Genomic DNA, 21,758 nt, shown 5'->3' with positions numbered 1-21,758 from the left:
TTGGCGGGGCATTTTTGGTTTTTGTATGTTTGGTAGGTAGGATTGCGATATAGCCAATACCGCCAAGACCCGAGCGGATGCTCAGGTCAGAGGGAAGAAGAAAAAAAAGAAAAGGAAAAAGAAAAAATATAAACCAGGAAAAAAAAGATGCTTGAATTGTTAATAAAAAAACACAAAATTCATTTCAACATTGTTATATATTTTATTTTGGGAGGATGCCATTTTGAGACATCGTTTACCGAATATCCACCTTTAGCTCATTTTGATGAAAGCGAGCAGCTGGTATTATTGAGCCACTTAGAGAAACGGAGCTCAGATGAAAAGCCATTTTACTCAAAAACATTGATTGATACTCTAAAGAAGGAGGATAGGCGTTACTTCGTATATTTGGTAAAGAGTACTTTGAATAATGAAAAGTATTTTTACATGTATACAGATAACTTAGACATATTTGGAGATTCAGATGTTGGTGTATATGATGCTGGTTCTTTTCAATTTACCGATAAGGGCATATTGTTTACCCCAATTTTTAGAAGAGAGGTTAGTAATAAGAAAGACATAGAGCACGTTAAAGAATGCTTTAATTCAATGATTGGAGGAAAAGCAGTTGATAGGGATCGTTGGTATTACAAATGATCCAACTGACCTCAACTACTCTTATGGTTTAAGCCAGGGCTGGAATTGCCAATGCCTTCATGGCGAACACTTGTGCTATAAAATATTATTTTTGTAAAAAAAAGATATTGTCTCTAACAACTATCAACTCTATATTATAGGAACAACATGGAAAACACTTCTAAATTAAGCGGAAAGAACGTTCTCACCACCGCTGGCGCTCAAGGAATTGGAGAATCAATCACTAGGCACTTTATTGATAATGGGGCTAATGTTGCTATCCATTATTTTTCTAGCGCCGATACCGCAAACCAATTGACGGAATACGCAACTAGCAAAGGACAAAAAGCGATTGCTATACCTGGCGACCTAACAAAAGAAGCCGATGCGAATATAATGGTTGAAAAAACAGTAGAAGCTCTTGGCGGTTTGGATATACTGATCAACAACGCTGGCTCGCTGGTTGCACGAAAAATGCTGAGCGAAATGGAAGCTGAGTTCTGGCATAAGGTAATGGACATCAACCTTACATCTATGATGTTTGTGACACGAGCAGCTTCTCCTTACCTTGCGAAAAACGACAACAGCAGTATTGTTAATCTGGCATCACTCGCTGGGCGTAAAGGAGGGCATCCAGGGTCGCTAGCTTATTCTACCAGCAAAGGAGCTATCTTAACGTTCACACGAGCGCTATCTTCAGAATTGGGTCCTCAAGGAATTAGGGTCAATGCCGTTGCCCCAGGCCTTATCCTTGGAACTTCATTCCACAATACTCATACTACAAAAGAATCAGCAGCTGCAACAACTGCTAGCATCCCAATCCAACGAGCCGGTAATGCAGATGATGTAGCACGAGCTGTCTTATACTTGGCGTCAGAATACGATGGCTTTATTACTGGTGCTACGCTCGATATCAACGGCGGCGTCTACAACATGTAGCCTTCGCTTAGAGCATGTTCAAATGTTAGCTTTTTTTGGTCTGGACCGAATACTTTGGCAAACCTAGATTTTAAACATGCTCTAAGTTTGTAATATATGAGAACAAGGCAATTTGATTGCCGTAGTAAGGGCAAAAGACTGTTATTTCATAAACTCTTAAAAACAAAACAACATGCCATCAGCATTTTGGATATTAGAAGATGGGCGGACATTTTCAAGCCGATGGTCTGGGTTGAATTATGTCCTCGAGTACATCACGGATGAGCTAAAGGATATGCCTGGAGCTGAGGAATTTTACGAATACCTAGAAGAATTTGTGTACCGCGAAGAAAAGTATGATTCATCCAATGGATACGGAGGGTTCATCAGGGATGAGGAAGATATTATGTTCAACTTTGATTTGAGGACGTTTGCCCCTAAAAACCGAAGGTATTTTTGGGAAGCGGCACAAAATGCATTGATTAACAGGCAAGGGAAAAAAGCTAGTAAAAAACCGATCCTCAATTCGTTATTATTGATGCACGAAGCTGTTGAAAGAGGCGAAGATCCTATGCTGCTCAACAATAGCAGCATAGTCCATCCTGATCCGAATGAAAAACATGGCCCTGGGTGGTAAAAAGCGATAACAATATTGCCCCTTCATGATTTTACTTGGCACCTCAGAAAAAAACGACATCCAAATAATCAATGACGAATATAGTTTTGACTAAAGCTTAATCAGCGTAAAGTCAGGGCATAAAAAAAGCCGCTTTTTGCGACTTTTGGAGGTTTGTGGTGTTAGGTGGATTCGAACCACCGACACACGGATTTTCAGTCCGATGCTCTACCAACTGAGCTATAACACCATTGTTTTCGTTCAACTCTGATGCAAAAGAAAAAGCCGCTTTTTGCGACTTTTGGAGGTTTGTGGTGTTAGGTGGATTCGAACCACCGACACACGGATTTTCAGTCCGATGCTCTACCAACTGAGCTATAACACCGTCGTTTTCGATTAACGTGATGCAAAAGTACACAAATTCACTTTTGTACAAAACTTACACCCATCTTTTTTTGATTTTTTATTCTTTTATTTTGAACTCGGCTCTTGGATAACACTCAGCAATCGATGGTATCTTTCTGCTCATCAATAACTTTTGACAGTTGATCTCTTTTTTTGCTTAGACCCATAAATATTTACTCAGCACCTAATAAAATCAATAAGTATGTTGAAAGATCTGCTCGAAATAAAATCTACAATCCATGTCTGCTACTTAGTATTTGCCCCTCTTTTCCATTACAACTTTCTTGAAAGATAACCGAACTGATCATGAGAATGGATATTCTTTCTGCATGTAGCATATACAAGAACCAAAGACCCAAAACCCTCTCCAACACTCCGAACAAACTACATGTTAACAACTGGTAATGGAAACTATATAAACTTTTCAAGTTTCCTGTTTACCAACCAAATCAGTAACGATATAATAATTGAATACAACTGGAGAATAAAACCACAGATAAACCAACAAACAAGCTTTGTTTAACATTAATTAATATAGGACATGCCCATAATACCAAAATGTTAAAAGATGATGCACCTCAAAAATAAGTTGTATTATTTCTTGATTTTGTCATAAAAAAACCAGAACTTCTGTGCTCAAACATTTTTCACCTTAATCATTTTATAGTATGAAAGTAGGTACAATAAACTATCTAAATGACATTGTGGGGATGGGGTTTATCAATTTGAAAGACACAAAGCCTGCTATCGATGTTTTTGTAAGTAAATCTGAATTGGAAGACGAAATCAGGTTGGGAGATCTGGTAGCATTTGACCTTGAAGATGACGACAGAGGGTTGACAGCGGTGAATGTAAAGCTTGTCAACCATTCGGCAACTCACGATTAACACCAATTAGTGCCACAACAATACTGACCTAGATCAGAATAACTAAGTCAAAAACAGAGTCTAGTAAAAAAGAAAATTGAAAAAAAACATTAACACCAATTTGTCAATCTATTCAATTGGCATAAAAAACGAAAAGAGAGGCACTGAACAAACAATGCTTCTCTTTTTTATAAATTGCGGTTGGGACTTACTAAAAAACTCTTTTCCCAAAAAGATACTTTGGAAGCCAATAATACGGGTCTTCTAGGTTGGAAATCATCACCCCTTTACTTGCCGAAGCATGAATGAATTTCCCATCGCCAAGGTAAATCCCCGCATGGGTCACCATATTCTTCGAATTATAGGTTCTTGCGAAGTAAACCAAGTCGCCTTTTTGGAGCTGAGACCTATCCAACACTAATCTTCCATACCTGCTTTGCTCATGAGAGCCGTGCGGCAAGGTAACTCCGTTGCTGGCAAAGGAAACCATTACTAGCCCCGAACAATCGATCCCTTTTTTGGTAGTGCCTCCCATTTTATGAGGAGTCCCTAGGAATTTTTTCGCGGTTTTTATCACGCCATCGGGCGTAGCTCCTTTTGTGTCAATTGGCTTTTCTATGCCCCCAGCTTTATAAGCTTGCAGGTCTTTTCGAAGCGAAGGGTCTTTTACCCCAGAAATGTACGAATCAAAAGCAGTAGCGCTCGAAGCGCCCTTAGTTTTGCCCCCTTCTGGGGTCTTTGCCACCTTGGCTGATTTACAGCCTACCATCACGAGCAAGATCAATACGAGTAATTTGGTTTTCATTGTTTCAATATAGTTTTTTTGTATGTAATTGTCCAATGGATCATTGGGTTCTTAGGGTAAAATGAAATTGGGAAAGGCTTTATTGTGAACAATGATATTTTAAACCCAAATGCGGTGGGGTTTTTTGGATAAAATCCTAGTTTTGCAACATTCATTAATCTATTCAAACTGAAAAACCTAAAGAAAAAAATGGCAACTAATAGGACATTTACGATGATCAAACCAGATGCTTTTGCTGACGGACACTCTGGGGCTATGATCAAAATTATAGAAGAAGCAGGCTTCAGAATTGTAGCTGCAAAGACGACAAAATTGACAAATGAGCTTGCAGGAAAATTCTATGAAGTTCACAAAGAAAGACCTTTCTATGCTGACTTGTGCGAGTACATGAGCTCTGGACCTATCATCGCCATGATCCTCGAAAAAAACAATGCTGTAGCTGATTTCAGAAAACTAATTGGCGCTACAAACCCTGCCGAAGCAGAAGAAGGGACAATTCGTAAGCAATTTGCCAAATCACTTCAGGCAAACGCTATCCACGGCTCAGATTCTGACGAAAATGCTGCTATAGAGGGTTCTTTCTACTTCTCAACAACCGAAGAAGTTTAAGCAAACTCTTATTCATAAAAAACTCCCCATTGTAGCAGTTACAATGGGGAGTTTTGTTTTTAGAGCATGTCCTATTTCGTTGCAAACGATCACACTTCAAACAGCTAGTGTCTCTTGCTGATTGACCTTACCATACTCTTCAGAATAGGCAAAGTTTTCCAGCATATAGGAGAGTTGGTTTTTCATATAAGTATACTGCTCCTTCAGCATATCCATTTTCTTTGCTAATTCCTTGTGTTTATTGTGATAATAGCCACTATAATCCACCGATACTCTTTCTTTTAAATTTTGGTCGATATTTGCTATTTCCCCTCTCAACGTTTCTACTTTCACCTTCATCTTAAGATATTCTTTTTCCAAATTGGTAATGAAGTCCAATTCATTTTTTTTGGTTAGCAATATCTCCACAATTCTTACGTGGTGCAAGCTAAATTCATTAATAAAAAGACTTAGCTCATTTAACCATAGCTTGTTGCGGAAGTGTAAGTGCCCTGCATCTATCATGATATTTCCCATAGTTCTAGTAGTTTAGTTTGAAATGAACAGTATATAAAATTCGCCAAAATGGCATTACATAAAGGCGTGCGTCACCTTTTCACTATTGTTGTTCTGTAATAATTATTCCCATACCCTATCATCAGCGTATATCTCCCTGGGGTGGCTTGTAACAGGTCAATCCTAAACTCTTCCGTATCATCCATTTTGTTGAACCTTTCTACCGCAACTGCCTGACCTGTGGTTTGTGATAATACTTGAACCTGGATTGGTCCCTTTATCTCTGGAGAAGAAATCTCAACGGTCAACTCCCCAAAAGTAGGGTTAGGATATATTATAGTGGATTTTGCTAATTCTGCATTTATACTCGGGCTAAACCCCGAAGTTTGGCTTGAGCTATAGCGGTCTACCGTACTCCCATTGTACACAGGAACATCACCAAAACCTCCCTGAGCGAAGCTATTTGCATAAAAAAATAAGGCTACAAAAAACAATGTAATAAGTGATTTTAATGGTTTCATGGTGGTATTGGAAACAAGTAGTGATTTGCTTTAAATTTCTGTACTAAATTGCGGGAAATACTCAAAAGAAAAGAATGAAAAACCATGAACAGGAATTTCCTTCTTTGAACAAGAACTATTTACTTTAAAGCAATTCTAACCCATAGCACACCAACCAACGGGAACGGAGTATGGACAAAAATTTTGAACTAATAAATATTGAAACCTGGCCCAGAAAAAAACAGTTTCTTTTTTTCAAAGAATATGAGCAGCCTTTTTTTGAGCTATGTGTGAACGTAGAAGCAACGCCGCTTTTTACTTATTGCAAAGAGCATCGCATCTCCTTTTTCCAAGCGTACATGTTCTTGACAATAAAAGCCTCTAACCGCCAACCAGAGTTCAGGCTCAGAATTATAGATGGCCAAATCCGCAGCTACCATACAATAGGCGGAGGCACAACCGTGCTAAATCCAGATGAAACATTTAGCTTTTGCTATTTTGACTATTTGGAAAACTTTAAGGCCTTTAGGCAACATGCCGAAGAACGATTGGAGGAAAACAGAAGAGATTTTGGCAAGCTCAACCCCCAAGACCACAGAGCTGACCTTATCCATTATTCCACTATTCCGTGGCTAGCATTTACTTCTATGACCCATGCTTATCGAATCCCTACCAAGGATTCGATCCCTAAAATTGTATTTGGCAAATACCATGAAGAACATGGAAAGGGAATAATACCAGTGGCGGTAAAAGTCCATCATGCGCTTATGGATGCGCTCCATGTTGCTAAATTTGTACAATTGCTCGAAAGCTATTTCAACAACCCCGAAACATCACTTGCATGACCCTTACCCAACTCGAATACGTACTCGCATTAGAAAAATACCAGAACTACGTGAGAGCTGCCGATGCTTGCAGCGTAACCCAACCAGCGCTCACGCTTCAAGTCAAAAACTTGGAAAACGAACTTGGGTTTATGCTTTTTGACCGAACTAAAAAGCCTGTAAAACTAACCGAGCCAGGAAAGGCTTTTCTAGAACAGGCAAGGGTGATTTTGCTGGAGGTAAAAAAGGCAAATGACATAGCCGAATATCAGCGGAACACAAGTGATGGAAAGCTAAAAATAGGGATCATCCCGACCTTAGCTCCTTATTTGTTGCCTACATTTATTTCCGAACTCAACGAGTCTAACCCGGGAATAAAGCTTCAAGTAATAGAGGAAATGACTTCGGAAATTGTGAAAGCACTGAAAGCTGGAGAGCTAGATGCAGGTATCATCGCCACGCCCATTAAAGCTCCTGGACTAATTTCATTTCCTTTATTTTACGAAAAATTCTATCTCTATGTATCCGAATCCCATCCTTTTTATAACAATGGAAAAATAGAACTGGGCAAGCTAAAAGAAGTGGATATTTGGTTGCTAAAAGAGGGGAATTGCTTCCGAAACCAAGTGGGGAACTTTTGCGCCTACGGATCTGGAAATGAACCTAAAGACAATTTCAGCTTTGAAAGCAGCTCAATAGAATCGCTTATGAGGATAGTAGAGCACCGCCAAGGGCTTACTTTCATCCCCGAGCTGGCTACGCTGGGCATCCCTACCGACAAGGAAGACATGGTAAAAGGCATAGTAGGCGGAGAACCGGTGAGGGAAATCAGCCTAGTGGTGACCCGAACTTTTGTAAAAAAGCATTTGATAGATAAAGTAATGGAGCATATCCAAAATAACATTCCCAAGAGGATGCTTACAAAACCTGATAACGCTATTCTGGACACAGGCTTGAACCTTGGCTAATCAATAGATAATCTTCTTCTTTTGTGAGCGAAACTCTTCTGGACTTGCACCTACGTTCTTTCGGAAGAAACGGCTGAAGTATGATGTATCTTTGAACTTGAGAGAAAATGAGATCTCAGAGATAGTTTTGTTGGAGTTATAAAGTAAGCGTTTTGCCTCCAACACCAGCCTATCGTTGAGAATACCTTTGGCATTTTTGCCCAGTGTCTTTTTGCAAAGTGCATTCAGGTAATTGGGTGTCATGTGCAATTGGTCTGCATAGTCAGAGATTTTCCTAACAGTCAAAAAATCCCGCTGAACAAGCAGCTCAAAATCTCGAATAGCACTATGCTCGCCTTTGTCTCCTTTTTGCTTCGGATACCCTTGTTCGAATTGCTGTATTTTGAGCAGAAGGATATTGAGATATGACCATATTATTTTCTCCTGCAAAACTGATTTTGGCTGATGGACTTCATCGAACAAATATTTGAGCAAATTTCTAAACTCTAACTTTACTTCATTTTTTTCAATGATGGCGTAAGGCCTGTTGTATTGGTTATGAAAAAAATCAAACTCAAAGAGCGAGTGCTTCCCTGCATGGATCTCAAAAAAGTTTTGAGTGAAAAATATGCTATAGCCCTTCGCATCGCCATTTAGCTTCCAAGAGTGCACCTGCCCTTCCGACATAAAGAACATAGTATATGGGGCAACTTCATATGTTTTGAAATCGATAGTATGTGTTCCGCTGCCTGATGTAAAAAACAATAAATTATAGAATGCGTGCCTATGGGGGAAACTCACATTATCAATATTCATAAGAAGGTCTTCAAGTTTATGGATCTCAAAGTCCTTCACATGCTTGGTTTCTACGCTACAGTCATGTAAGTCTATATCGTAAGTTGGAATTTTCTTACTATTTTTCATCGGGGAAAATTTACGAAATGTACAATTGAAAATGATCGAAAAAAGGCTATGAAAAAATAGTCTTCACTAAAGCCTACTGAAAAAATGATCGATATTTCAATATTCTTACACAATATTACTCTAAAGAAGGGAGCAATTCAACAAAAGGTCTTTTAAAAAACCTTCCCAAAAAGAATTTTAAGCCGTTCCCTCTTTCAGCTTCTCTATCATTTTCTTGATGTGCCCTAGCGAGTCAAACATGCTATCATACACACTCACAATCTTATGTTCGGCGTCAAGCAAATATGTAACCCTTTTGGGCATACCTAACAATGGAACCAATGCTTTGTAACTTTTGCAAACTTCTCCGCTCACATCTGCCAACAACTCAAAAGGCAAGTTTTGCGAAGCTTTAAATTTTTTATGTGTTTCAATGCCATCTTTGCTTATGCCAAATACTTCAATGCCCAAACTACCAAAAACCTGATGCGAATCTCTAAAACTACAAGCCTCTTTGGTACAGCCCGGCGTGAAATCTTTAGGGTAGAAATAGATAACACAAGGCTTACCGTTCATGTCATCGCTCAACTTGAAATCACTTCCACTGGTAGAAGGCAAAGTAAAATCGGGAGCTTTTGTTCCTATTTTTAAGGACATATAAAATGTGGTTTTAAACTAGTTTTTAATGCAAATTAGGCAGAATATATTATTACCTTAAACTCTCATGGAAGATTCTTGTTTAATAATATGCTTGGTTCATGCAGGTCTTTAGAAAAGGCTTTATCACAAACTTTAAGGTAATGGATTGATAGTCAGAGCTTAACAAAAAATATAATAAAAGTACAATAGGCAGAAAAATAGAATTTAACCTTTCCAAAATATTCATTTTTGCTTTTAGACCTGAATTTGAGCCGTGCTCTTAGTAGATTTGAGGGAAACAAACGATTTTTTTCTGTGGATACTATCAAAGATATTAGAAGAAGGGCGGGCAAAAGGAATCTAAGGTTCAAACTGATTAAGAAAGATCCTTTTGGCAATGTCATTCTTTTTAAGCGGATGCTGATCGGCGTATTAGGCACGCTGACTTACGGAAGGTTCAACTTGGTAAACTCACTGAAAGTTGAGGGTACTGAATACCTTATGGACCTGCCCCAAACCAATGTGATGTTTATCTCCAACCATCAGACTTACTACTCTGATGTGATGGCATTTTACCATATCTTTTGCAGTGTGAAATGGCGATTCAAGGATAATGTGAATATGCCCATTTACATGCTAATCCCTAGGGCAAATACCTATTATGTAGCAGCGGAAGAAACCATGAAAGACAGCGGCTTGTTCCCTAGAATCCTCTCGCTTGCCGGTGCTGTCACCGTAAAGCGTTCTTGGAGGGCAAAGGGGCAAAATGTAGCAAGATCAGCCGACAGGAGAGCCCCTGAAAAGATAAAAAAAGCATTGGACGCAGGTTGGGTCATCAACTTTCCACAAGGAACTACAAGCCCTTATGCGCCAGTAAGGAAAGGCACGGCCCACCTCATAAAATCATTTAACCCAATAGTGGTACCTGTGGTAATTAACGGTTTCCGAAGAGCTTTTGATAAGAAAGGCTTATACTTCAAAAAACGAGGCACAAAGCTTTCGGTGAAGTTTAAAGAACCCATCACCTTTCCAGATGATGAACCGATAGCAAACATCATGAAAGCTATAGAAAAGGCAATTGAACAACGTCCTTTACAAAAAGAAGATTAGCAAAAAGCGGTTGTTTCATTAAACAGAAACAACCGCTTTTTCTCTAGAGCCAGGTCAACCTGTAATTTCTTTTGGTAGTCCTTTTACCAGCACGGGTTTTTGCTCATGTTTTTTGGGCATAAAAATATCATCAGGCGTAAGCCCACATTCCTCTATCATCTGGATACTATACTCCAATCGCCCTAATTCTTTTCCCGTATTATTTGTACCAAAGGTAAACTTGATCCCCGCGTCTTTCGCCATTTTTATCAGCTTTGCCGAGGGCGTTTTGTAGCGAGAATTTATCTCGATAGCAATTTTATGTTCAGCCAATACATTTACAACCCTTCCCCAGCGCTCTTCCGTCCATAGCTCATCAATCTCGGGCATTAGCTCAGCAGGCAGCACCGTTGGGTTCACATAAATATCCACAGGCTCTTTGGCAAAAATCGACTCTATTTTTTCCACCATCTGATCCATGAATTGTTCTTTATCATCCACCCAAACTTCTTCGGGAATCCAAATCCTGTTCCGCCTGCCTTTCGAATCGGTAAAAGTCATGGCATCGGTAAACACATAATCGAACTCGGCAATCGCTTTTGGTGAAAACAGCCTGATCCACTCCCTTCCTTCAGCTTGCATGCCTCGGAAAATCGGTTGATGCTTTACTGTATCCATATATGTGTAAAGCGAAGCATCGTTGGTAACGGGAAAGTGCAAACCACAATTTGGGGCAACACCATAATTGATGCCTAGCTTCAAAGAATTTTCCCTTGCCTCTTCCATGGTCAACCCTCCTTTCAGATGGACATGGTAATCTACCAGAGGGTAGCCTTTTTCCATCAGTTTGGTGACAGTACTGTTCCATTCCTCGCTGACTTTCATTGGTGTTTTTGCCGCATCGGGCAAGCGTTTTACTTTTATGGATCGGAAATGGACTGTACTATTTTCATCATGCGCCTGTAGGGCAAAATAGCCTTCGCTCAGTTTCCTCCCTTCGCAGCCCTCCCCTCTTACAGGCGCTTCTGGCTCTATATATTCTACCACGGGCATATTATCTACAAAAATCTGGACCAGATTCTCCACAACTTTCACTCGGAGAGTAAACCATTCATTGTCCTTTGCCGATTGGTAATACACGTTCCTCACCCCGTACAGGCTTCCTGTTTTCTTCGTTTCCCTGTAATTGCCTTCTCCTTTGTGAGTATTATTTATCTGAACTTCATAACCTTGACTTGGCCACCCTTCCTCCTGAGGTTTCGTATGAATAAATATTCCCGAATTTGCGCCTGGCGCAGCTTTCACTTCGGCAATTAGCTCAAAGTTTTTATAAACCTCTCCTTCAAAAAACAAATGCCCCCGTTTTCCCGAACAAACCAACTCTCCATCTTTTACTTGAAAGCTTTCCGGAGATTCGTAGGCTTGCCAGCCATCTAAGTCTTTTCCATTGAACAATTCTTCCCACTCTTTGGGCTGAGAGCAACCAAAACAGCCTGCCAAAAACAGAGCTGTTGTATAAAGTATAATTTTCATTTTCATAAAAATATTGTTACGTGTTTACTAATAAACCCTTAATGATAGCTTATTTCAAAGCATTTCCCAAAATCATCCGAATAAATACGGAGGGTTTGCATCGCGCCTTTTTTGTACAAAATTTTACAACTTTATCTATATAGACTTAGGGTAATATCAACCGTATATTTGTAGTGTAGATTAAAAGAAAACAAAACAATATTCTACTCTTTAAATAAAATATATTATAAAACATCTAAATATAAAAGCCATGTTAATAAAAGCATCAATCATCGAGAAATACATCAAAAGCGAAAGAGGAATCAAAAGATCAGGTATAGAAACCGTACTTATTGAAACTCGCTTTTTCTCTTCAATGGATAAATTCCACGAGTGGTATGACACTTTTAAAGAGCAGCTTTGGGAAGACAACCAAGAGAAAGTTGACAAAGTAGAGGGCGTATATGTGAAGACAGAAGAATTGACAATTGACGATGTGAACGCACCTTCAAAAATCAACCAATACGCTACTTTCAGACCTGGTGTATCTTACAGATATGCTAACTAAGAAACGGCTTATATAAACAAGCAGAGAGCCATCAGAAATATCTGATGGCTCTCTGTTTTTATGACCAATATAATTTACTGCTTTTCTTTATTAATATAAATCCTACCGGAACGGTCTTTGATACTGGCTTTGCCTTGTTGCTGGTTAGTATAAATACTACCAGAACGATCCTTTATCTCCAAATTACCATTAAGATTTTTAACTTGAATCTTACCAGAGCGGTCTTTCAATTTCACATCGCTGTTCATCTTGTTCAACTCAATATGACCTGACCTGTCATAAACTTGTACATTATCTGCAGTACCATTAGCACTCACTACTTCCTCTATCCCGATATTCCCCGAGCCATCTTTTATTTCCAAGCTCCCGTTCAAATCGGACACTAGCACATCGCCCGAATCATCTTTTATTTTTACATTGCCTACTACATGCTTCACTTCTATCATTCCTGAATGATCCCTGATGGATAAGTTTCCAATCAAGTTCTCAACAGAAATATCTCCTGACCCATCGTCCATCCTGATATTATTGCTCAAATTTTTCAAGAAAACATCCCCAGAACCATCGTTAATAGAAATATCCAAATTAGCCGGTACGTACACTTTTAGGTTAATTTTAGAGCCGGGCGTACTCAAAAACTTGGTAAGGGCAGGTTTATCTTTTTCGTTCATTAGGGTGAAATAGCTTTTGAGGTAAGCCGTATTTCCTTGCTCCTCAATAAACAAATTCAAAAATCGGTCTACAAACTCTTTATTGACCTTCTCTCCTATTGAAGTAGTGATGATATCAGCTTCAATCGTGATCATATCTTTATCGTGCTGGAGCATTTCCATCTTGCCCGCACCGCATTGTATATCAAGTTCTTCCAAACTATCGATAGGCAGGTCCAAACGTGCTTTGGTTACATATTTCCCATAAATGACAGAACTGCTTGTCTTTTGCCTATAAGCCTCTCCCCTTTTCAATAGGTACACATTCTTTCTATCTGTCACCCAAACCTCTTCCAGCATTTTGGACACAGACTCAAGGGCTATATCGAAAGACGTATGCCTGAGGATGTTATAAACGGGGATATCTCTGGAAGTATATCCAAGCATAGAAACCGAAAGCGTATCATCCAAACTCACATTTGGTTCATTGAACAAATAATTGCCATATACATTGGAAGCACTCCCTTGCTTTTGCCCTTTAATACTCACTGTTGCAAAGGCAAGAGGCGATTGCGTTTCACTGTCAAGGATTTGCCCTTTCAAAAACAACTGATGTTTCTTTGTTTGCAGCACCCATTTCCCTCCAACTTCCGATACTGAAAACAGCGTTTTTTCAAATACTTTTTGGATAGCGGCAGCCAAAGACAAATCTTTTATTTGTACCGAAATCTTCTGATCAAGCCCTTTAGTGTTGAAGTAAGCGAATTCCAACCCGTAGATTTCCTCCAAGTAACCCATGGCTTCTATCAAAGTAGAATTCTGGAACTTGAAGCTGACCTTATCTCTGGGGATGCCCGGTTTTTGAGCCAAAGCTGTGAAAAACAGGCTCAAAAATAGCAATGAGACACCCAATTTTTTGATGCCCGATATCCGTAAATTTTTCTTCATTTTATAAAGGAGTTTCTTCGGTACAACCATTTCCATCAAGCACTACCTTCCCGCTTATTCTTTTCACTGTTACTATTTCAGTTGCCTCCAAAATTTTCAAAATTTCTTCTAGGCTAATATCTTGGAAATCGGACGTAAAGCCACAGTTCAAAATTTCTTTGTTCAATACTTCAATTTCTATATTGTAATACCTTTCTAAGGTGTGTATTACTTCTAAGAACGGAGTATCGACAAACTGCAACTTCTTTGTTTTCCAAGCGGTAATATTTGGGGACTGAATGGCAGCTTTTTCAAGTTTTCCGGTACTAGCTCCAAAGGCTATTTTCTCTCCTGGAGCCAAGGTCAATGATTCCTTTTCGGTAACAAATTCAACTTTACCTGTAAAAAGCGCTATTTCTACATTTCCCGTAACGCTCTCACTGTTAAGGTTAAAGCTAGTCCCCAATACTTTGGTCTGCGTGGCTTGCGCTTCTACTACAAACGGCTTGGACGGATCTTTTTCCACATCAAAAAAAGCTTCTCCCTCAAGCTTTACCCACCTTTTTTCCTCGTCAAAATGAGTTGGGTAGGTCAAACTCGCCCCTTCTCTTAGCCATATCTCAGTACCGTCTTCTAGTTCTACTTTCTGTGAGCCAGCACCCTCGGCAACCGTTATACTGGTCATTCCATCTGATAAAAGCATAGAAATTGCCCATGTCCCAAGCAAGATAAGAGAAAGCATGGCGGCGACTTTGTACCAATTATTAAAATAAACACTCAGCCCCGTTTTGGATGTTTTTTCCTGCTGAATAGCATGGTTGAACTTGCCCCAAGCTTGGTCTACATCTGGGGAAAAGGCTGCAAGATCTTTCCTTGGAGTAGACTCATATACCTTATTTACCTTCTGGAAATACGATTCGTTTTCGGGTGAAACTTTGCGCCACTGATCCAGCTCGGAAACTTCAGCATCGGAAAGTTCTCCGTTGAGGTAAGAAAATATGTCTTCCCAATTTTTCATAGAATTTTGACTTACAGTCCGGCTTTTAGCTAAAGACAAGACTTTTAGTAAAAAGTCCTAAAACGATTGAGAAAAATTTATTTTTTTTCCAAAACCCTTATTTGGAAGAGTCTAGGCCAATGTTTTCCAGTTACAAATATGCGCTTCATTACTGGGTCGTATGCAATTCCGTTAAGCACATCTACTTGCCCAGTATATTTCCTTCTGTCCAAAATACCACCCAGATTTATCTTGCCCACTACCTTTCCAGTTTTAGGATCTATCCTTACTATAAAATCAGTTTCCCACACATTTGCCCATATTTCACCTTCTATGTATTCCAGCTCGTTCAACTGCTTTACAGGACCGTTGTTGTCATACACTTCGAGGCGGGACAGTTCTGTAAAAGATTTAGGGTCTAGGTAATACAAAATATTTGATCCATCGCTCATCAAAAGCTTGTCGCCTACAGTAGTAAGCCCCCAGCCCTCGGTAGGGTATCTGAATTCTCTTTTTTGCTGGAAGGTGTTTTTGTCGTACACAAAACCTGATTGAGATTGCCATGTAAGCTGGAAAATTTCATCTCCGAATAAGGCTATACCTTCCCCAAAGAACTGATCGGGCATAGAAGAGATTTTTACTATTTTCCCTGTGCGCACATCCACTTTTCTAAGGGACGAAGCTCCTTTATGACCCGTACCTTCTAGTAAATAGCCGTCATGATAAACCAACCCTTGGGTGAAAGCCTTATCATCGTGGGGGTAATCGTTAATTACCTGATAAACATATGTAGTTGGAGCTGTGGAGGGAAATACATCTACCCGAACATTGTGCCCTTCTCTCGTACTATCACTCTTATGGACTACAGCGATAAAATTTCGCTGACCCATTTTTGACCCTTCTGCATCCCACTCATAAACAAACGGTGCGTCCGATTTGGTAAACAACCACTCGCCGTCCAGAAAAAACCTAACCGAATCGATAGAAATAGTTGAATCTTTTAACTCAAGTTGGATAGGAACAATTTCGCCCTCTTTTATTTTAGCCCTGTGTTTCGGACTGATAAGCTTTGCGATATCTTTACTTTTCTTTTTCTTCTTTTTAGCATTCCCCCCTTTTGCCTGTTCGGCTTCAGCAGTTTTGCTTTCTTTATCTGAGCAAGAGCTTGAAAAAAAGAAAAGCGAACTTAACAATATGAAAAATATAGCTGAGTATTTCAATTTCTTAGTGATTAATGATGTGAGTAATAAAATACAAATGCAACGTGCTTCAGACAGGTTGCACTTAGTGCCAAAGCTAGCAATAAGTTTAAAAAGTATAAACAGGAATTACAGAAGACCAAGAGGATAATAGACAGGCGGTTCAAAAAAAGGCATAAAAAAAGCCAGTAAAAAAACTGGCTTACTTCAAAGAGGATAAACAACGAGGTTATGCTGCTTGGTGAGCTATCCTACTAAAACATTTATTAATAACCTTTTGATGCTCCTTAGAAAATCTGATATTGCACCAAGCTTTGAGTTCTAGTATTTCATCTTGAGCATTTAAGGTGTTGGTTGCTTTTCGCAACTCTTTCTCAAACAGTTCATCGTGAAAACTGACTTTCTCTAAGATCATTTTAAAATATTCTAGCATAGTGTAGGTACAGTTATAATTGTTAAACAATCTGTTAAATTAGTTTTTAGGTCACAAAATATAGTAAAAGATTTGGATATTTGAAAAACAATCTGACGCTAAATTTATATATGCTTAAAATATTACTATCGCATCTATGAATAAGACAACAATGAAAATCTCATTAGCCTTTTTTTTAACATTACTTGCTGCCACACAAATAATTGCCCAAGATATTACTATCTCCACTGGCAGAACTACCATAGGCCTGAACGAGTTTTTGGAGCTGAACTTGACCATATCTAATGCGAAGCTCGAAAACTATTCAAATTTCCCTGACATAGACGGTTTCACCAAAAGGGGGAAATCAAATTCTACCCGCACCAATATTATAAATGGGAAAATTTCGCAGAGCCAGACCATCACCCAAAATTATATGCCTACCAAAGAAGGTACATTTACCATTCCTTCGTTTGCTATGACCGTAAATGGTAAAAAGGTGGAATTCAGCAGCGTAGAAATCACCGTAGGTCCAGCTATTTCTAGGCAGAAATACGATCCATTTGCAGACTTCTGGAACCAAGGACAAGGAAGGGACGAACAAGAATATGTAAACGTTAAAGAGGAAGCCTTTTTTGCTGTTAATACCAACAAGAACAAGGTGTATGTAGGAGAAGGCTTCAATATGAACATAGCCTTTTATGTTTCGCTCAAAAACAGAGCGAAGATGGACTTCTACAAAATAAGCGACCAGCTCACTGAAATATTAAAAAAAGTAAAGCCAACAAACTGCTGGGAAGAAAACTTTGGGATCGACCAAATCACCCCTGAATATGTAACCATCAACGGGCAGCAATATCAACGCTACAAAATTTACCAAGCCAGCTTTTTCCCCCTCAACGATCAAGATATTGAAATACCTTCGGTTTCTTTAAAAATGATCAAATACAAAGTTGCAAAACGCCCCTCTTTCTTTGGGCAAAACATGCAAGAAGACTTTAAGAGCTTTTCCTCTAAAGCTAAAAAAATCAAAGTAATGGAACTACCTCCCCACCCCATGAAGGGAATGGTGAACGTAGGGAATTTTAAACTAGAAGAACGCATTTCAGGAGCCGACCAAGAAACTGGGCAAAGCTTTATCTATAATTTTGCTATTGCTGGGGAAGGAAATATTTCGGCTATTAAAGAAATCCAACTCCCCGAAACAAGGGAATTCGACTTTTATCCTCCTAATATTTCCCAGCAAATAAACCGAGGGAACAACACCGTTTATGGTGCAAAAGCATTTAAGTACAACATAGAGCCTAGAGAGCCTGGGAGTTATAATATGGGAGATTATTTCCAATGGATTTACTTCAACCCAAGCTCTGGCACATACGATACCCTACGTTCGGAACTTGTGGTAAATGTAACAGGAGAAAGCAAACGCAACATGGAAATTGCCTCGAACGTAATTGGCGGCTTTTATGAAAACATGGATTCGGCAAACAACAAGCTTACATCTACTTGGGAAAGGTCGTGGATTCCGATTATCACCAATATAAGTATTTTACTTGTGCTTGCAACAGCAGGATATTTCGTTTTCAGAAAAGGGTAAACATCCGAATTTTTCCAAAAAAGCCCTGCAAACTAGTAGTCTGCAGGGCTTTTTTGGAATTGGCTAAATGATAAATCAACCCATATTGCAATTACAGTTTTCCAAACAGGATAAAATTTTGGTCACATCCTTTTCTTTTAAGGAATAGTAAATATTCTTCCCCTCTCTTTTCGAGCTAAGCAACCCTTTTAGTTTCATGTTTGAAAGATGATGGGAAGTAAGAGATTGCTCACAGTTCAATGCTTCGCAAATATCGTTTACAGCCATTTTATCTTTTGTTTCCAACAGCTCAATAATCCTTAACCTTACCGGATGAGCTATGGTTTTTAATATAAAAGCGGCTTTTTCTATTTTTTCTGAAGACAACATCATTATAAATACTTTAGCTTTAGTGTAGTTAAGAGCCAAAAATGATCATACTTAACACATGGCAAAAATATGAACATATTTACATAAAGAAAAAATAGATCAAAATCGTTCGTTTTTTTTTAGCCAATAGCGCCCAATAAAGAGTATAGAAATATTTTTCTAGCACTCCCCACCCTTTTCGCAGTACCATTTCCCATTTTTCGTACTCTCCATATGCCCTGAATTTGTCCCAACCTTAAAAAACCATCCCATTCTGGGAAGAATTTTGCACTATTCGAGTATAAATTTGATTTATTTTTATTTATTCTTGTAAAACCTCATATTAACACTTATTTGAATTACGCAAAAATCGCTTGTATTTAAATTAGCCAATGTGCGATATTCAATATTTTTATTTCAAATAATCATTATAAACAAAACATTATTTCAATTTAAACTCATTTACATTTAAATTAAATTGAAATACACAGCATTTACCTGAGAAAAGAAAATTAGCTGGATCGCATGTTGCCAATATGTAAACAAATGATTTCTTAAAAACCTTCAAAGGTTTACTCAAATAGAAAAAAGTTTTAGGTTTATATAAGTTGAGTTTTGCTTCAAGCCAAGTATTCTCACTTAAAAGTTTTAGTGTTAGGTTAAATAAGTGATGGAGTAATAAGGCTTTGCCTGAAAAGCTCTAAAACTTATATGATTGGATTCATGTGGAGTCGGTATCCGCCTTGCGGGTACTGACTTTTTATTTTTACCCCCTCCCAAGTTCCTCCTTGCTTTTTCCACATCTCTTTTCCAAAATCACCTGCTTTTCTTCATGGAAGTTTTGACCAAAAGCTATACATTAGCTTCTCTACACAAACCTAACACCATAAACCAATGAGAAGAAGCTATAAACAACCTAAATATACTAGCCCTCAGGAAGCCGTTTCTGTCATCAATTCCTACGAAAGAGTATTCGTCCATAGTGTTTCTATGACTCCAGGAAAACTGGTTGAAGCCATGGTAAACAGAGCCAGCGAGCTCAAAGAAGTTGAAATCATCCATATACACACCGAAGGACCAGCACCTTACGCCGCTCCCGAATATGCTGGTTCTTTCCGCCACAATGCTTGTTTTGTGGGAGCCAACGTAAGAAAATTCGTACAGTCAGGCTATGCAGATTACATCCCTGTATTCCTTAGCGATGTTCCTAGGTTGTTCAAAAGGGGTATCCTCCCCATAGATGTAGCAATGATCACCGTTACCCCGCCCGACAAACACGGGTATTGCTCTTTAGGCTCTTCCGTAGATGTTACCCTCGCTGCTTTAGAAACTGCTAAAGTCATTATTGCTGAAATCAACCCCAATGCACCTCGCTCCTTGGGCGATGGTGTCATTCATATTAGCCAAATTGATATGGCTGTAGAAGTCGATTATCCTATTTTTACCATTCCCAGAAGAGAACCTTCTGAAGAGGAACAAAAAATGGGAAAGCTCATTGCCGAGTTAATAGAAGACGGTTCAACGCTCCAAATGGGCATTGGTGGCGTGCCTGATGCTGTACTTTCCCAACTCGGAAATCATAAAGGATTAGGAATCCACACTGAAATGTTTTCGGATGGGTTGATCGATTTGGTGGAAAAGGGGATTGTGACCAATGAGCACAAAAAAGTACTGCCTCATAAGGTTTGTACCTGCTTTGTGATGGGAACTCAAAAAGTATATGACTTTTTGGACGACAACCCCGTGATTGCCATGAAAGACTCTTCATTTACCAACGATACGGCCATTATCCGCAAAAACCCGAAGGTAACGGCAATCAACAGCGCTGTCGAAGTCGATCTGACTGGGCAAGTTTGTGCCGACACTATTGGTTCAAAGCAATATTCCGGAGTTGGTGGGCAAATGGATTTTATACGAGGCGCAGCCCTTTCCCAAAATGGGAAACCAATCATAGCCCTTAGTTCTCAGACAAATAAGGGAATTTCCAAGATAGTACCCTTCCTAAAAGAAGGTGCTGGCGTCACCACCACAAGGGCACACGTACAGTATGTGGTAACCGAATTTGGAGTTGCAAATTTATTTGGGAAAAACTTAAGGCAAAGAGCCAAAGAACTCATCAGGATAGCCCATCCAGACCATCAAGAATATTTGGAAAAAATGGCGTTTGAACGCTTTGGGCAATTATAGATTGGAACTTGAGAAGCTGTTTTGAAACCTATTACCATAACAGCTTCTTAAGCAACTAATTATACCTAATCTGCTGCTATATAACTAGTCATTTCAAAACGCAGAAGATAAGCCAATCCTTTCTGCTGTTTCATAGCAATACCCCAACCTGGGACTTCTTTTGCACTATTATCACCCTCCAAATGTGGTCGATATAAACCTGGTGCCATTGGGATATCAGTCAAATTTTCCTGAATAGGGGAAAAATGGATGCCGTCAGTTGCGAAGTGAATAGACTTGCTTAACGAGGCCAAGGACGCAACGCCATCATTTTGTTGCCAAATAAGAACTTCGTGCCCTTTCTCTATTAATGGTTCAACACTCTTTTCAAAAGGACCTTCTGGGTTATCGGCAGTTGCTACACTCATTTTAGTCAACTTAGGACCTTGTTTCCCATGTATGATAGAGCGGCCTTTATAATACATACATATTTTACCGTCTTTCACCAACAACGCTGCATCGTCGATCCGATAACTATCAAAAGCAGCCGAATCAGGGGAAACTTCCAAAACAGGGTTGTTTTTTACCCTTAGAAAAGGACCATCAGGACTTTCTGCAACAGCTAGCCCAATTGCGGTGAAATCGTTAATCGAATTGTTCTCAAATTTACTTTCCTTGTTGCCAGGAGTAGGTTGTACCCCCGTGTAATACATATAATATTTACCTTTGTAAGCGAGGATGTTTGGTGTAAATACCGAATGGCTATCAAATGTCCCCTTTTCTCCTAGCCCTAAAGCCATACCTTGTTCTTGCCAAGTATGCCCTTCATCCTTAGAGGTTGCGTACCAAATAGTGCCCCAATAACCTGACCTCATCGGGCTTATCATCCGGGTGTACCAAATATAATAGGTATCCCCTACTTTGATAATATCACTAGGGTCACGCCTATTAAAAACAGAATCGATACCAATTCCAGATGCTTTAGAATAGGTAAATTTTACAGAATCAACTATTACTGCCTCTTTATCTTGTACTGCCTTTGCCCCTCCCTTTTCTGTACATGACTGGAAAACAAACGAGGATATAAGAAACCCTAAAAACAACAAGGTTCCGAAAGACTTTCCTTTCATTTTGTGTCTCATTTAATGATT

Annotated in this window: 23 protein-coding genes and 2 tRNA genes; 11 read left to right on the top strand and 14 right to left on the bottom strand. The window is 39.2% G+C overall.

Annotated elements, in window-relative coordinates; all coding sequences use genetic code 11:
- Window positions 1-147 precede the first annotated feature (147 nt).
- From R9C00_10905 to R9C00_10895, 3 genes are all read left to right on the top strand, one after another.
- On the top strand, window positions 148-636 hold the full coding sequence (locus R9C00_10905) for a hypothetical protein (GenBank protein WPO37959.1): 489 nt from the start codon (window positions 148-150) through the stop codon (window positions 634-636).
- A gap of 147 nt (window positions 637-783) precedes the next feature.
- Window positions 784-1,554, top strand: coding sequence for a 3-oxoacyl-ACP reductase FabG (gene fabG / locus R9C00_10900; protein ID WPO37958.1), 771 nt, complete (start codon window positions 784-786; stop codon window positions 1,552-1,554).
- 172 nt (window positions 1,555-1,726) lie between these two features.
- A complete protein-coding gene (locus R9C00_10895) occupies window positions 1,727-2,170 on the top strand; it encodes a hypothetical protein (protein ID WPO37957.1) in 444 nt (147 codons plus the stop codon).
- Between the two features lie 156 nt (window positions 2,171-2,326).
- Here the strand turns inward: R9C00_10895 and R9C00_10890 are convergent.
- A tRNA-Phe gene (locus R9C00_10890) sits at window positions 2,327-2,399 on the bottom strand.
- 62 nt (window positions 2,400-2,461) lie between these two features.
- Window positions 2,462-2,534, bottom strand: a tRNA-Phe gene (locus R9C00_10885).
- A gap of 688 nt (window positions 2,535-3,222) precedes the next feature.
- Between R9C00_10885 and R9C00_10880 the strand changes: the two genes are divergently transcribed.
- The gene (locus tag R9C00_10880; GenBank protein ID WPO37956.1) at window positions 3,223-3,441 is read left to right on the top strand and encodes a cold shock domain-containing protein; all 219 of its coding nucleotides are present in this window, start codon (window positions 3,223-3,225) and stop codon (window positions 3,439-3,441) included.
- A gap of 190 nt (window positions 3,442-3,631) precedes the next feature.
- Here R9C00_10880 and R9C00_10875 read toward each other — a convergent pair whose 3' ends face one another.
- Window positions 3,632-4,225: a C40 family peptidase gene (locus tag R9C00_10875; protein ID WPO37955.1), complete on the bottom strand. Its 594-nt coding sequence runs from the start codon at window positions 4,223-4,225 to the stop codon at window positions 3,632-3,634.
- A gap of 189 nt (window positions 4,226-4,414) precedes the next feature.
- Between R9C00_10875 and R9C00_10870 the strand changes: the two genes are divergently transcribed.
- Window positions 4,415-4,834 (top strand): nucleoside-diphosphate kinase, encoded by a 420-nt coding sequence (locus R9C00_10870; protein ID WPO37954.1) that lies wholly within the window; start codon window positions 4,415-4,417, stop codon window positions 4,832-4,834.
- Between the two features lie 96 nt (window positions 4,835-4,930).
- On the opposite strand, the gene R9C00_10865 is transcribed toward R9C00_10870, so the two are convergent.
- Window positions 4,931-5,350 carry a hypothetical protein gene (locus tag R9C00_10865; GenBank protein ID WPO37953.1) on the bottom strand — a complete coding sequence of 140 codons (420 nt, stop codon included), beginning with the start codon at window positions 5,348-5,350 and terminating at the stop codon, window positions 4,931-4,933.
- A gap of 71 nt (window positions 5,351-5,421) precedes the next feature.
- Window positions 5,422-5,850 carry a T9SS type A sorting domain-containing protein gene (locus tag R9C00_10860; protein WPO37952.1) on the bottom strand — a complete coding sequence of 143 codons (429 nt, stop codon included), beginning with the start codon at window positions 5,848-5,850 and terminating at the stop codon, window positions 5,422-5,424.
- Between the two features lie 170 nt (window positions 5,851-6,020).
- Between R9C00_10860 and R9C00_10855 the strand changes: the two genes are divergently transcribed.
- Window positions 6,021-6,674, top strand: coding sequence for a CatA-like O-acetyltransferase (locus R9C00_10855; protein ID WPO37951.1), 654 nt, complete (start codon window positions 6,021-6,023; stop codon window positions 6,672-6,674).
- The gene (locus tag R9C00_10850; protein ID WPO37950.1) at window positions 6,671-7,621 is read left to right on the top strand and encodes a LysR substrate-binding domain-containing protein; all 951 of its coding nucleotides are present in this window, start codon (window positions 6,671-6,673) and stop codon (window positions 7,619-7,621) included. The genes R9C00_10855 and R9C00_10850 overlap by 4 nt, the downstream gene beginning before the upstream one ends.
- Here the strand turns inward: R9C00_10850 and R9C00_10845 are convergent, their stop codons facing one another.
- Together R9C00_10845 and R9C00_10840 are read right to left on the bottom strand one after the other, a co-directional pair.
- Window positions 7,622-8,524, bottom strand: a complete 903-nt coding sequence (locus R9C00_10845) for an AraC family transcriptional regulator (protein WPO37949.1) — start codon at window positions 8,522-8,524, stop codon at window positions 7,622-7,624.
- 177 nt (window positions 8,525-8,701) lie between these two features.
- Window positions 8,702-9,160, bottom strand: coding sequence for a peroxiredoxin (locus tag R9C00_10840; GenBank protein WPO37948.1), 459 nt, complete (start codon window positions 9,158-9,160; stop codon window positions 8,702-8,704).
- Between the two features lie 297 nt (window positions 9,161-9,457).
- On the opposite strand from R9C00_10840, the gene R9C00_10835 reads away from it, so the two are divergent.
- Window positions 9,458-10,252, top strand: a complete 795-nt coding sequence (locus R9C00_10835; protein WPO37947.1) for a lysophospholipid acyltransferase family protein — start codon at window positions 9,458-9,460, stop codon at window positions 10,250-10,252.
- Window positions 10,253-10,306: 54 nt separating this feature from the next.
- Here the strand turns inward: R9C00_10835 and R9C00_10830 are convergent, their stop codons facing one another.
- Window positions 10,307-11,770 (bottom strand): family 16 glycoside hydrolase, encoded by a 1,464-nt coding sequence (locus R9C00_10830; protein ID WPO37946.1) that lies wholly within the window; start codon window positions 11,768-11,770, stop codon window positions 10,307-10,309.
- 244 nt (window positions 11,771-12,014) lie between these two features.
- On the opposite strand from R9C00_10830, the gene R9C00_10825 reads away from it, so the two are divergent.
- Window positions 12,015-12,311, top strand: a complete 297-nt coding sequence (locus tag R9C00_10825; GenBank protein ID WPO37945.1) for a hypothetical protein — start codon at window positions 12,015-12,017, stop codon at window positions 12,309-12,311.
- Window positions 12,312-12,385: 74 nt separating this feature from the next.
- Here R9C00_10825 and R9C00_10820 read toward each other — a convergent pair whose 3' ends face one another.
- From R9C00_10820 to R9C00_10805, 4 genes are all read right to left on the bottom strand, one after another.
- Window positions 12,386-13,909, bottom strand: a complete 1,524-nt coding sequence (locus R9C00_10820) for a carboxypeptidase-like regulatory domain-containing protein (GenBank protein WPO37944.1) — start codon at window positions 13,907-13,909, stop codon at window positions 12,386-12,388.
- Window position 13,910: 1 nt separating this feature from the next.
- On the bottom strand, window positions 13,911-14,906 hold the full coding sequence (locus R9C00_10815; protein WPO37943.1) for a FecR domain-containing protein: 996 nt from the start codon (window positions 14,904-14,906) through the stop codon (window positions 13,911-13,913).
- Window positions 14,907-14,983: 77 nt separating this feature from the next.
- A complete protein-coding gene (locus tag R9C00_10810) occupies window positions 14,984-16,105 on the bottom strand; it encodes a glutaminyl-peptide cyclotransferase (GenBank protein ID WPO37942.1) in 1,122 nt (373 codons plus the stop codon).
- A gap of 208 nt (window positions 16,106-16,313) precedes the next feature.
- Window positions 16,314-16,517: a hypothetical protein gene (locus R9C00_10805; protein WPO37941.1), complete on the bottom strand. Its 204-nt coding sequence runs from the start codon at window positions 16,515-16,517 to the stop codon at window positions 16,314-16,316.
- Window positions 16,518-16,668: 151 nt separating this feature from the next.
- Here R9C00_10805 and R9C00_10800 point away from each other — a divergent pair, with 151 nt between their 5' ends.
- The gene (locus R9C00_10800; protein ID WPO37940.1) at window positions 16,669-18,093 is read left to right on the top strand and encodes a BatD family protein; all 1,425 of its coding nucleotides are present in this window, start codon (window positions 16,669-16,671) and stop codon (window positions 18,091-18,093) included.
- A 75-nt stretch (window positions 18,094-18,168) separates the two neighbouring features.
- On the opposite strand, the gene R9C00_10795 is transcribed toward R9C00_10800, so the two are convergent.
- Window positions 18,169-18,462: a metalloregulator ArsR/SmtB family transcription factor gene (locus R9C00_10795; protein WPO38770.1), complete on the bottom strand. Its 294-nt coding sequence runs from the start codon at window positions 18,460-18,462 to the stop codon at window positions 18,169-18,171.
- Between the two features lie 873 nt (window positions 18,463-19,335).
- On the opposite strand from R9C00_10795, the gene R9C00_10790 reads away from it, so the two are divergent.
- Window positions 19,336-20,628 (top strand): acetyl-CoA hydrolase/transferase C-terminal domain-containing protein, encoded by a 1,293-nt coding sequence (locus R9C00_10790; GenBank protein ID WPO37939.1) that lies wholly within the window; start codon window positions 19,336-19,338, stop codon window positions 20,626-20,628.
- A gap of 65 nt (window positions 20,629-20,693) precedes the next feature.
- Here R9C00_10790 and R9C00_10785 read toward each other — a convergent pair whose 3' ends face one another.
- Window positions 20,694-21,737: a family 43 glycosylhydrolase gene (locus tag R9C00_10785; GenBank protein ID WPO37938.1), complete on the bottom strand. Its 1,044-nt coding sequence runs from the start codon at window positions 21,735-21,737 to the stop codon at window positions 20,694-20,696.
- Window positions 21,738-21,758 lie beyond the last annotated feature (21 nt).

The organism is Flammeovirgaceae bacterium SG7u.111, from assembly GCA_034044135.1.
Lineage (GTDB): Bacteria > Bacteroidota > Bacteroidia > Cytophagales > Flammeovirgaceae.
The sequence above is the reverse complement of the archived record's forward strand: the minus strand, read 5'-3'. Positions and strand labels throughout refer to the sequence as shown.

Coding starts and splice junctions, on each gene's coding strand:
- R9C00_10800 (WPO37940.1), top strand. CDS start 16,669: ATGAAAATCTCATTAGCCTTTTTTTTAACATTACTTGCTGCCACACAA.
- R9C00_10815 (WPO37943.1), bottom strand. CDS start 14,906: ATGAAAAATTGGGAAGACATATTTTCTTACCTCAACGGAGAACTTTCC.
- R9C00_10830 (WPO37946.1), bottom strand. CDS start 11,770: ATGAAAATGAAAATTATACTTTATACAACAGCTCTGTTTTTGGCAGGC.
- R9C00_10860 (WPO37952.1), bottom strand. CDS start 5,850: ATGAAACCATTAAAATCACTTATTACATTGTTTTTTGTAGCCTTATTT.
- R9C00_10805 (WPO37941.1), bottom strand. CDS start 16,517: ATGCTAGAATATTTTAAAATGATCTTAGAGAAAGTCAGTTTTCACGAT.
- R9C00_10840 (WPO37948.1), bottom strand. CDS start 9,160: ATGTCCTTAAAAATAGGAACAAAAGCTCCCGATTTTACTTTGCCTTCT.
- R9C00_10825 (WPO37945.1), top strand. CDS start 12,015: ATGTTAATAAAAGCATCAATCATCGAGAAATACATCAAAAGCGAAAGA.
- R9C00_10875 (WPO37955.1), bottom strand. CDS start 4,225: ATGAAAACCAAATTACTCGTATTGATCTTGCTCGTGATGGTAGGCTGT.
- R9C00_10880 (WPO37956.1), top strand. CDS start 3,223: ATGAAAGTAGGTACAATAAACTATCTAAATGACATTGTGGGGATGGGG.
- R9C00_10785 (WPO37938.1), bottom strand. CDS start 21,737: ATGAAAGGAAAGTCTTTCGGAACCTTGTTGTTTTTAGGGTTTCTTATA.
- R9C00_10820 (WPO37944.1), bottom strand. CDS start 13,909: ATGAAGAAAAATTTACGGATATCGGGCATCAAAAAATTGGGTGTCTCA.
- R9C00_10905 (WPO37959.1), top strand. CDS start 148: ATGCTTGAATTGTTAATAAAAAAACACAAAATTCATTTCAACATTGTT.
- R9C00_10845 (WPO37949.1), bottom strand. CDS start 8,524: ATGAAAAATAGTAAGAAAATTCCAACTTACGATATAGACTTACATGAC.
- R9C00_10870 (WPO37954.1), top strand. CDS start 4,415: ATGGCAACTAATAGGACATTTACGATGATCAAACCAGATGCTTTTGCT.
- R9C00_10850 (WPO37950.1), top strand. CDS start 6,671: ATGACCCTTACCCAACTCGAATACGTACTCGCATTAGAAAAATACCAG.
- R9C00_10790 (WPO37939.1), top strand. CDS start 19,336: ATGAGAAGAAGCTATAAACAACCTAAATATACTAGCCCTCAGGAAGCC.
- fabG (WPO37958.1), top strand. CDS start 784: ATGGAAAACACTTCTAAATTAAGCGGAAAGAACGTTCTCACCACCGCT.
- R9C00_10865 (WPO37953.1), bottom strand. CDS start 5,350: ATGGGAAATATCATGATAGATGCAGGGCACTTACACTTCCGCAACAAG.
- R9C00_10895 (WPO37957.1), top strand. CDS start 1,727: ATGCCATCAGCATTTTGGATATTAGAAGATGGGCGGACATTTTCAAGC.
- R9C00_10795 (WPO38770.1), bottom strand. CDS start 18,462: ATGTTGTCTTCAGAAAAAATAGAAAAAGCCGCTTTTATATTAAAAACC.
- R9C00_10855 (WPO37951.1), top strand. CDS start 6,021: ATGGACAAAAATTTTGAACTAATAAATATTGAAACCTGGCCCAGAAAA.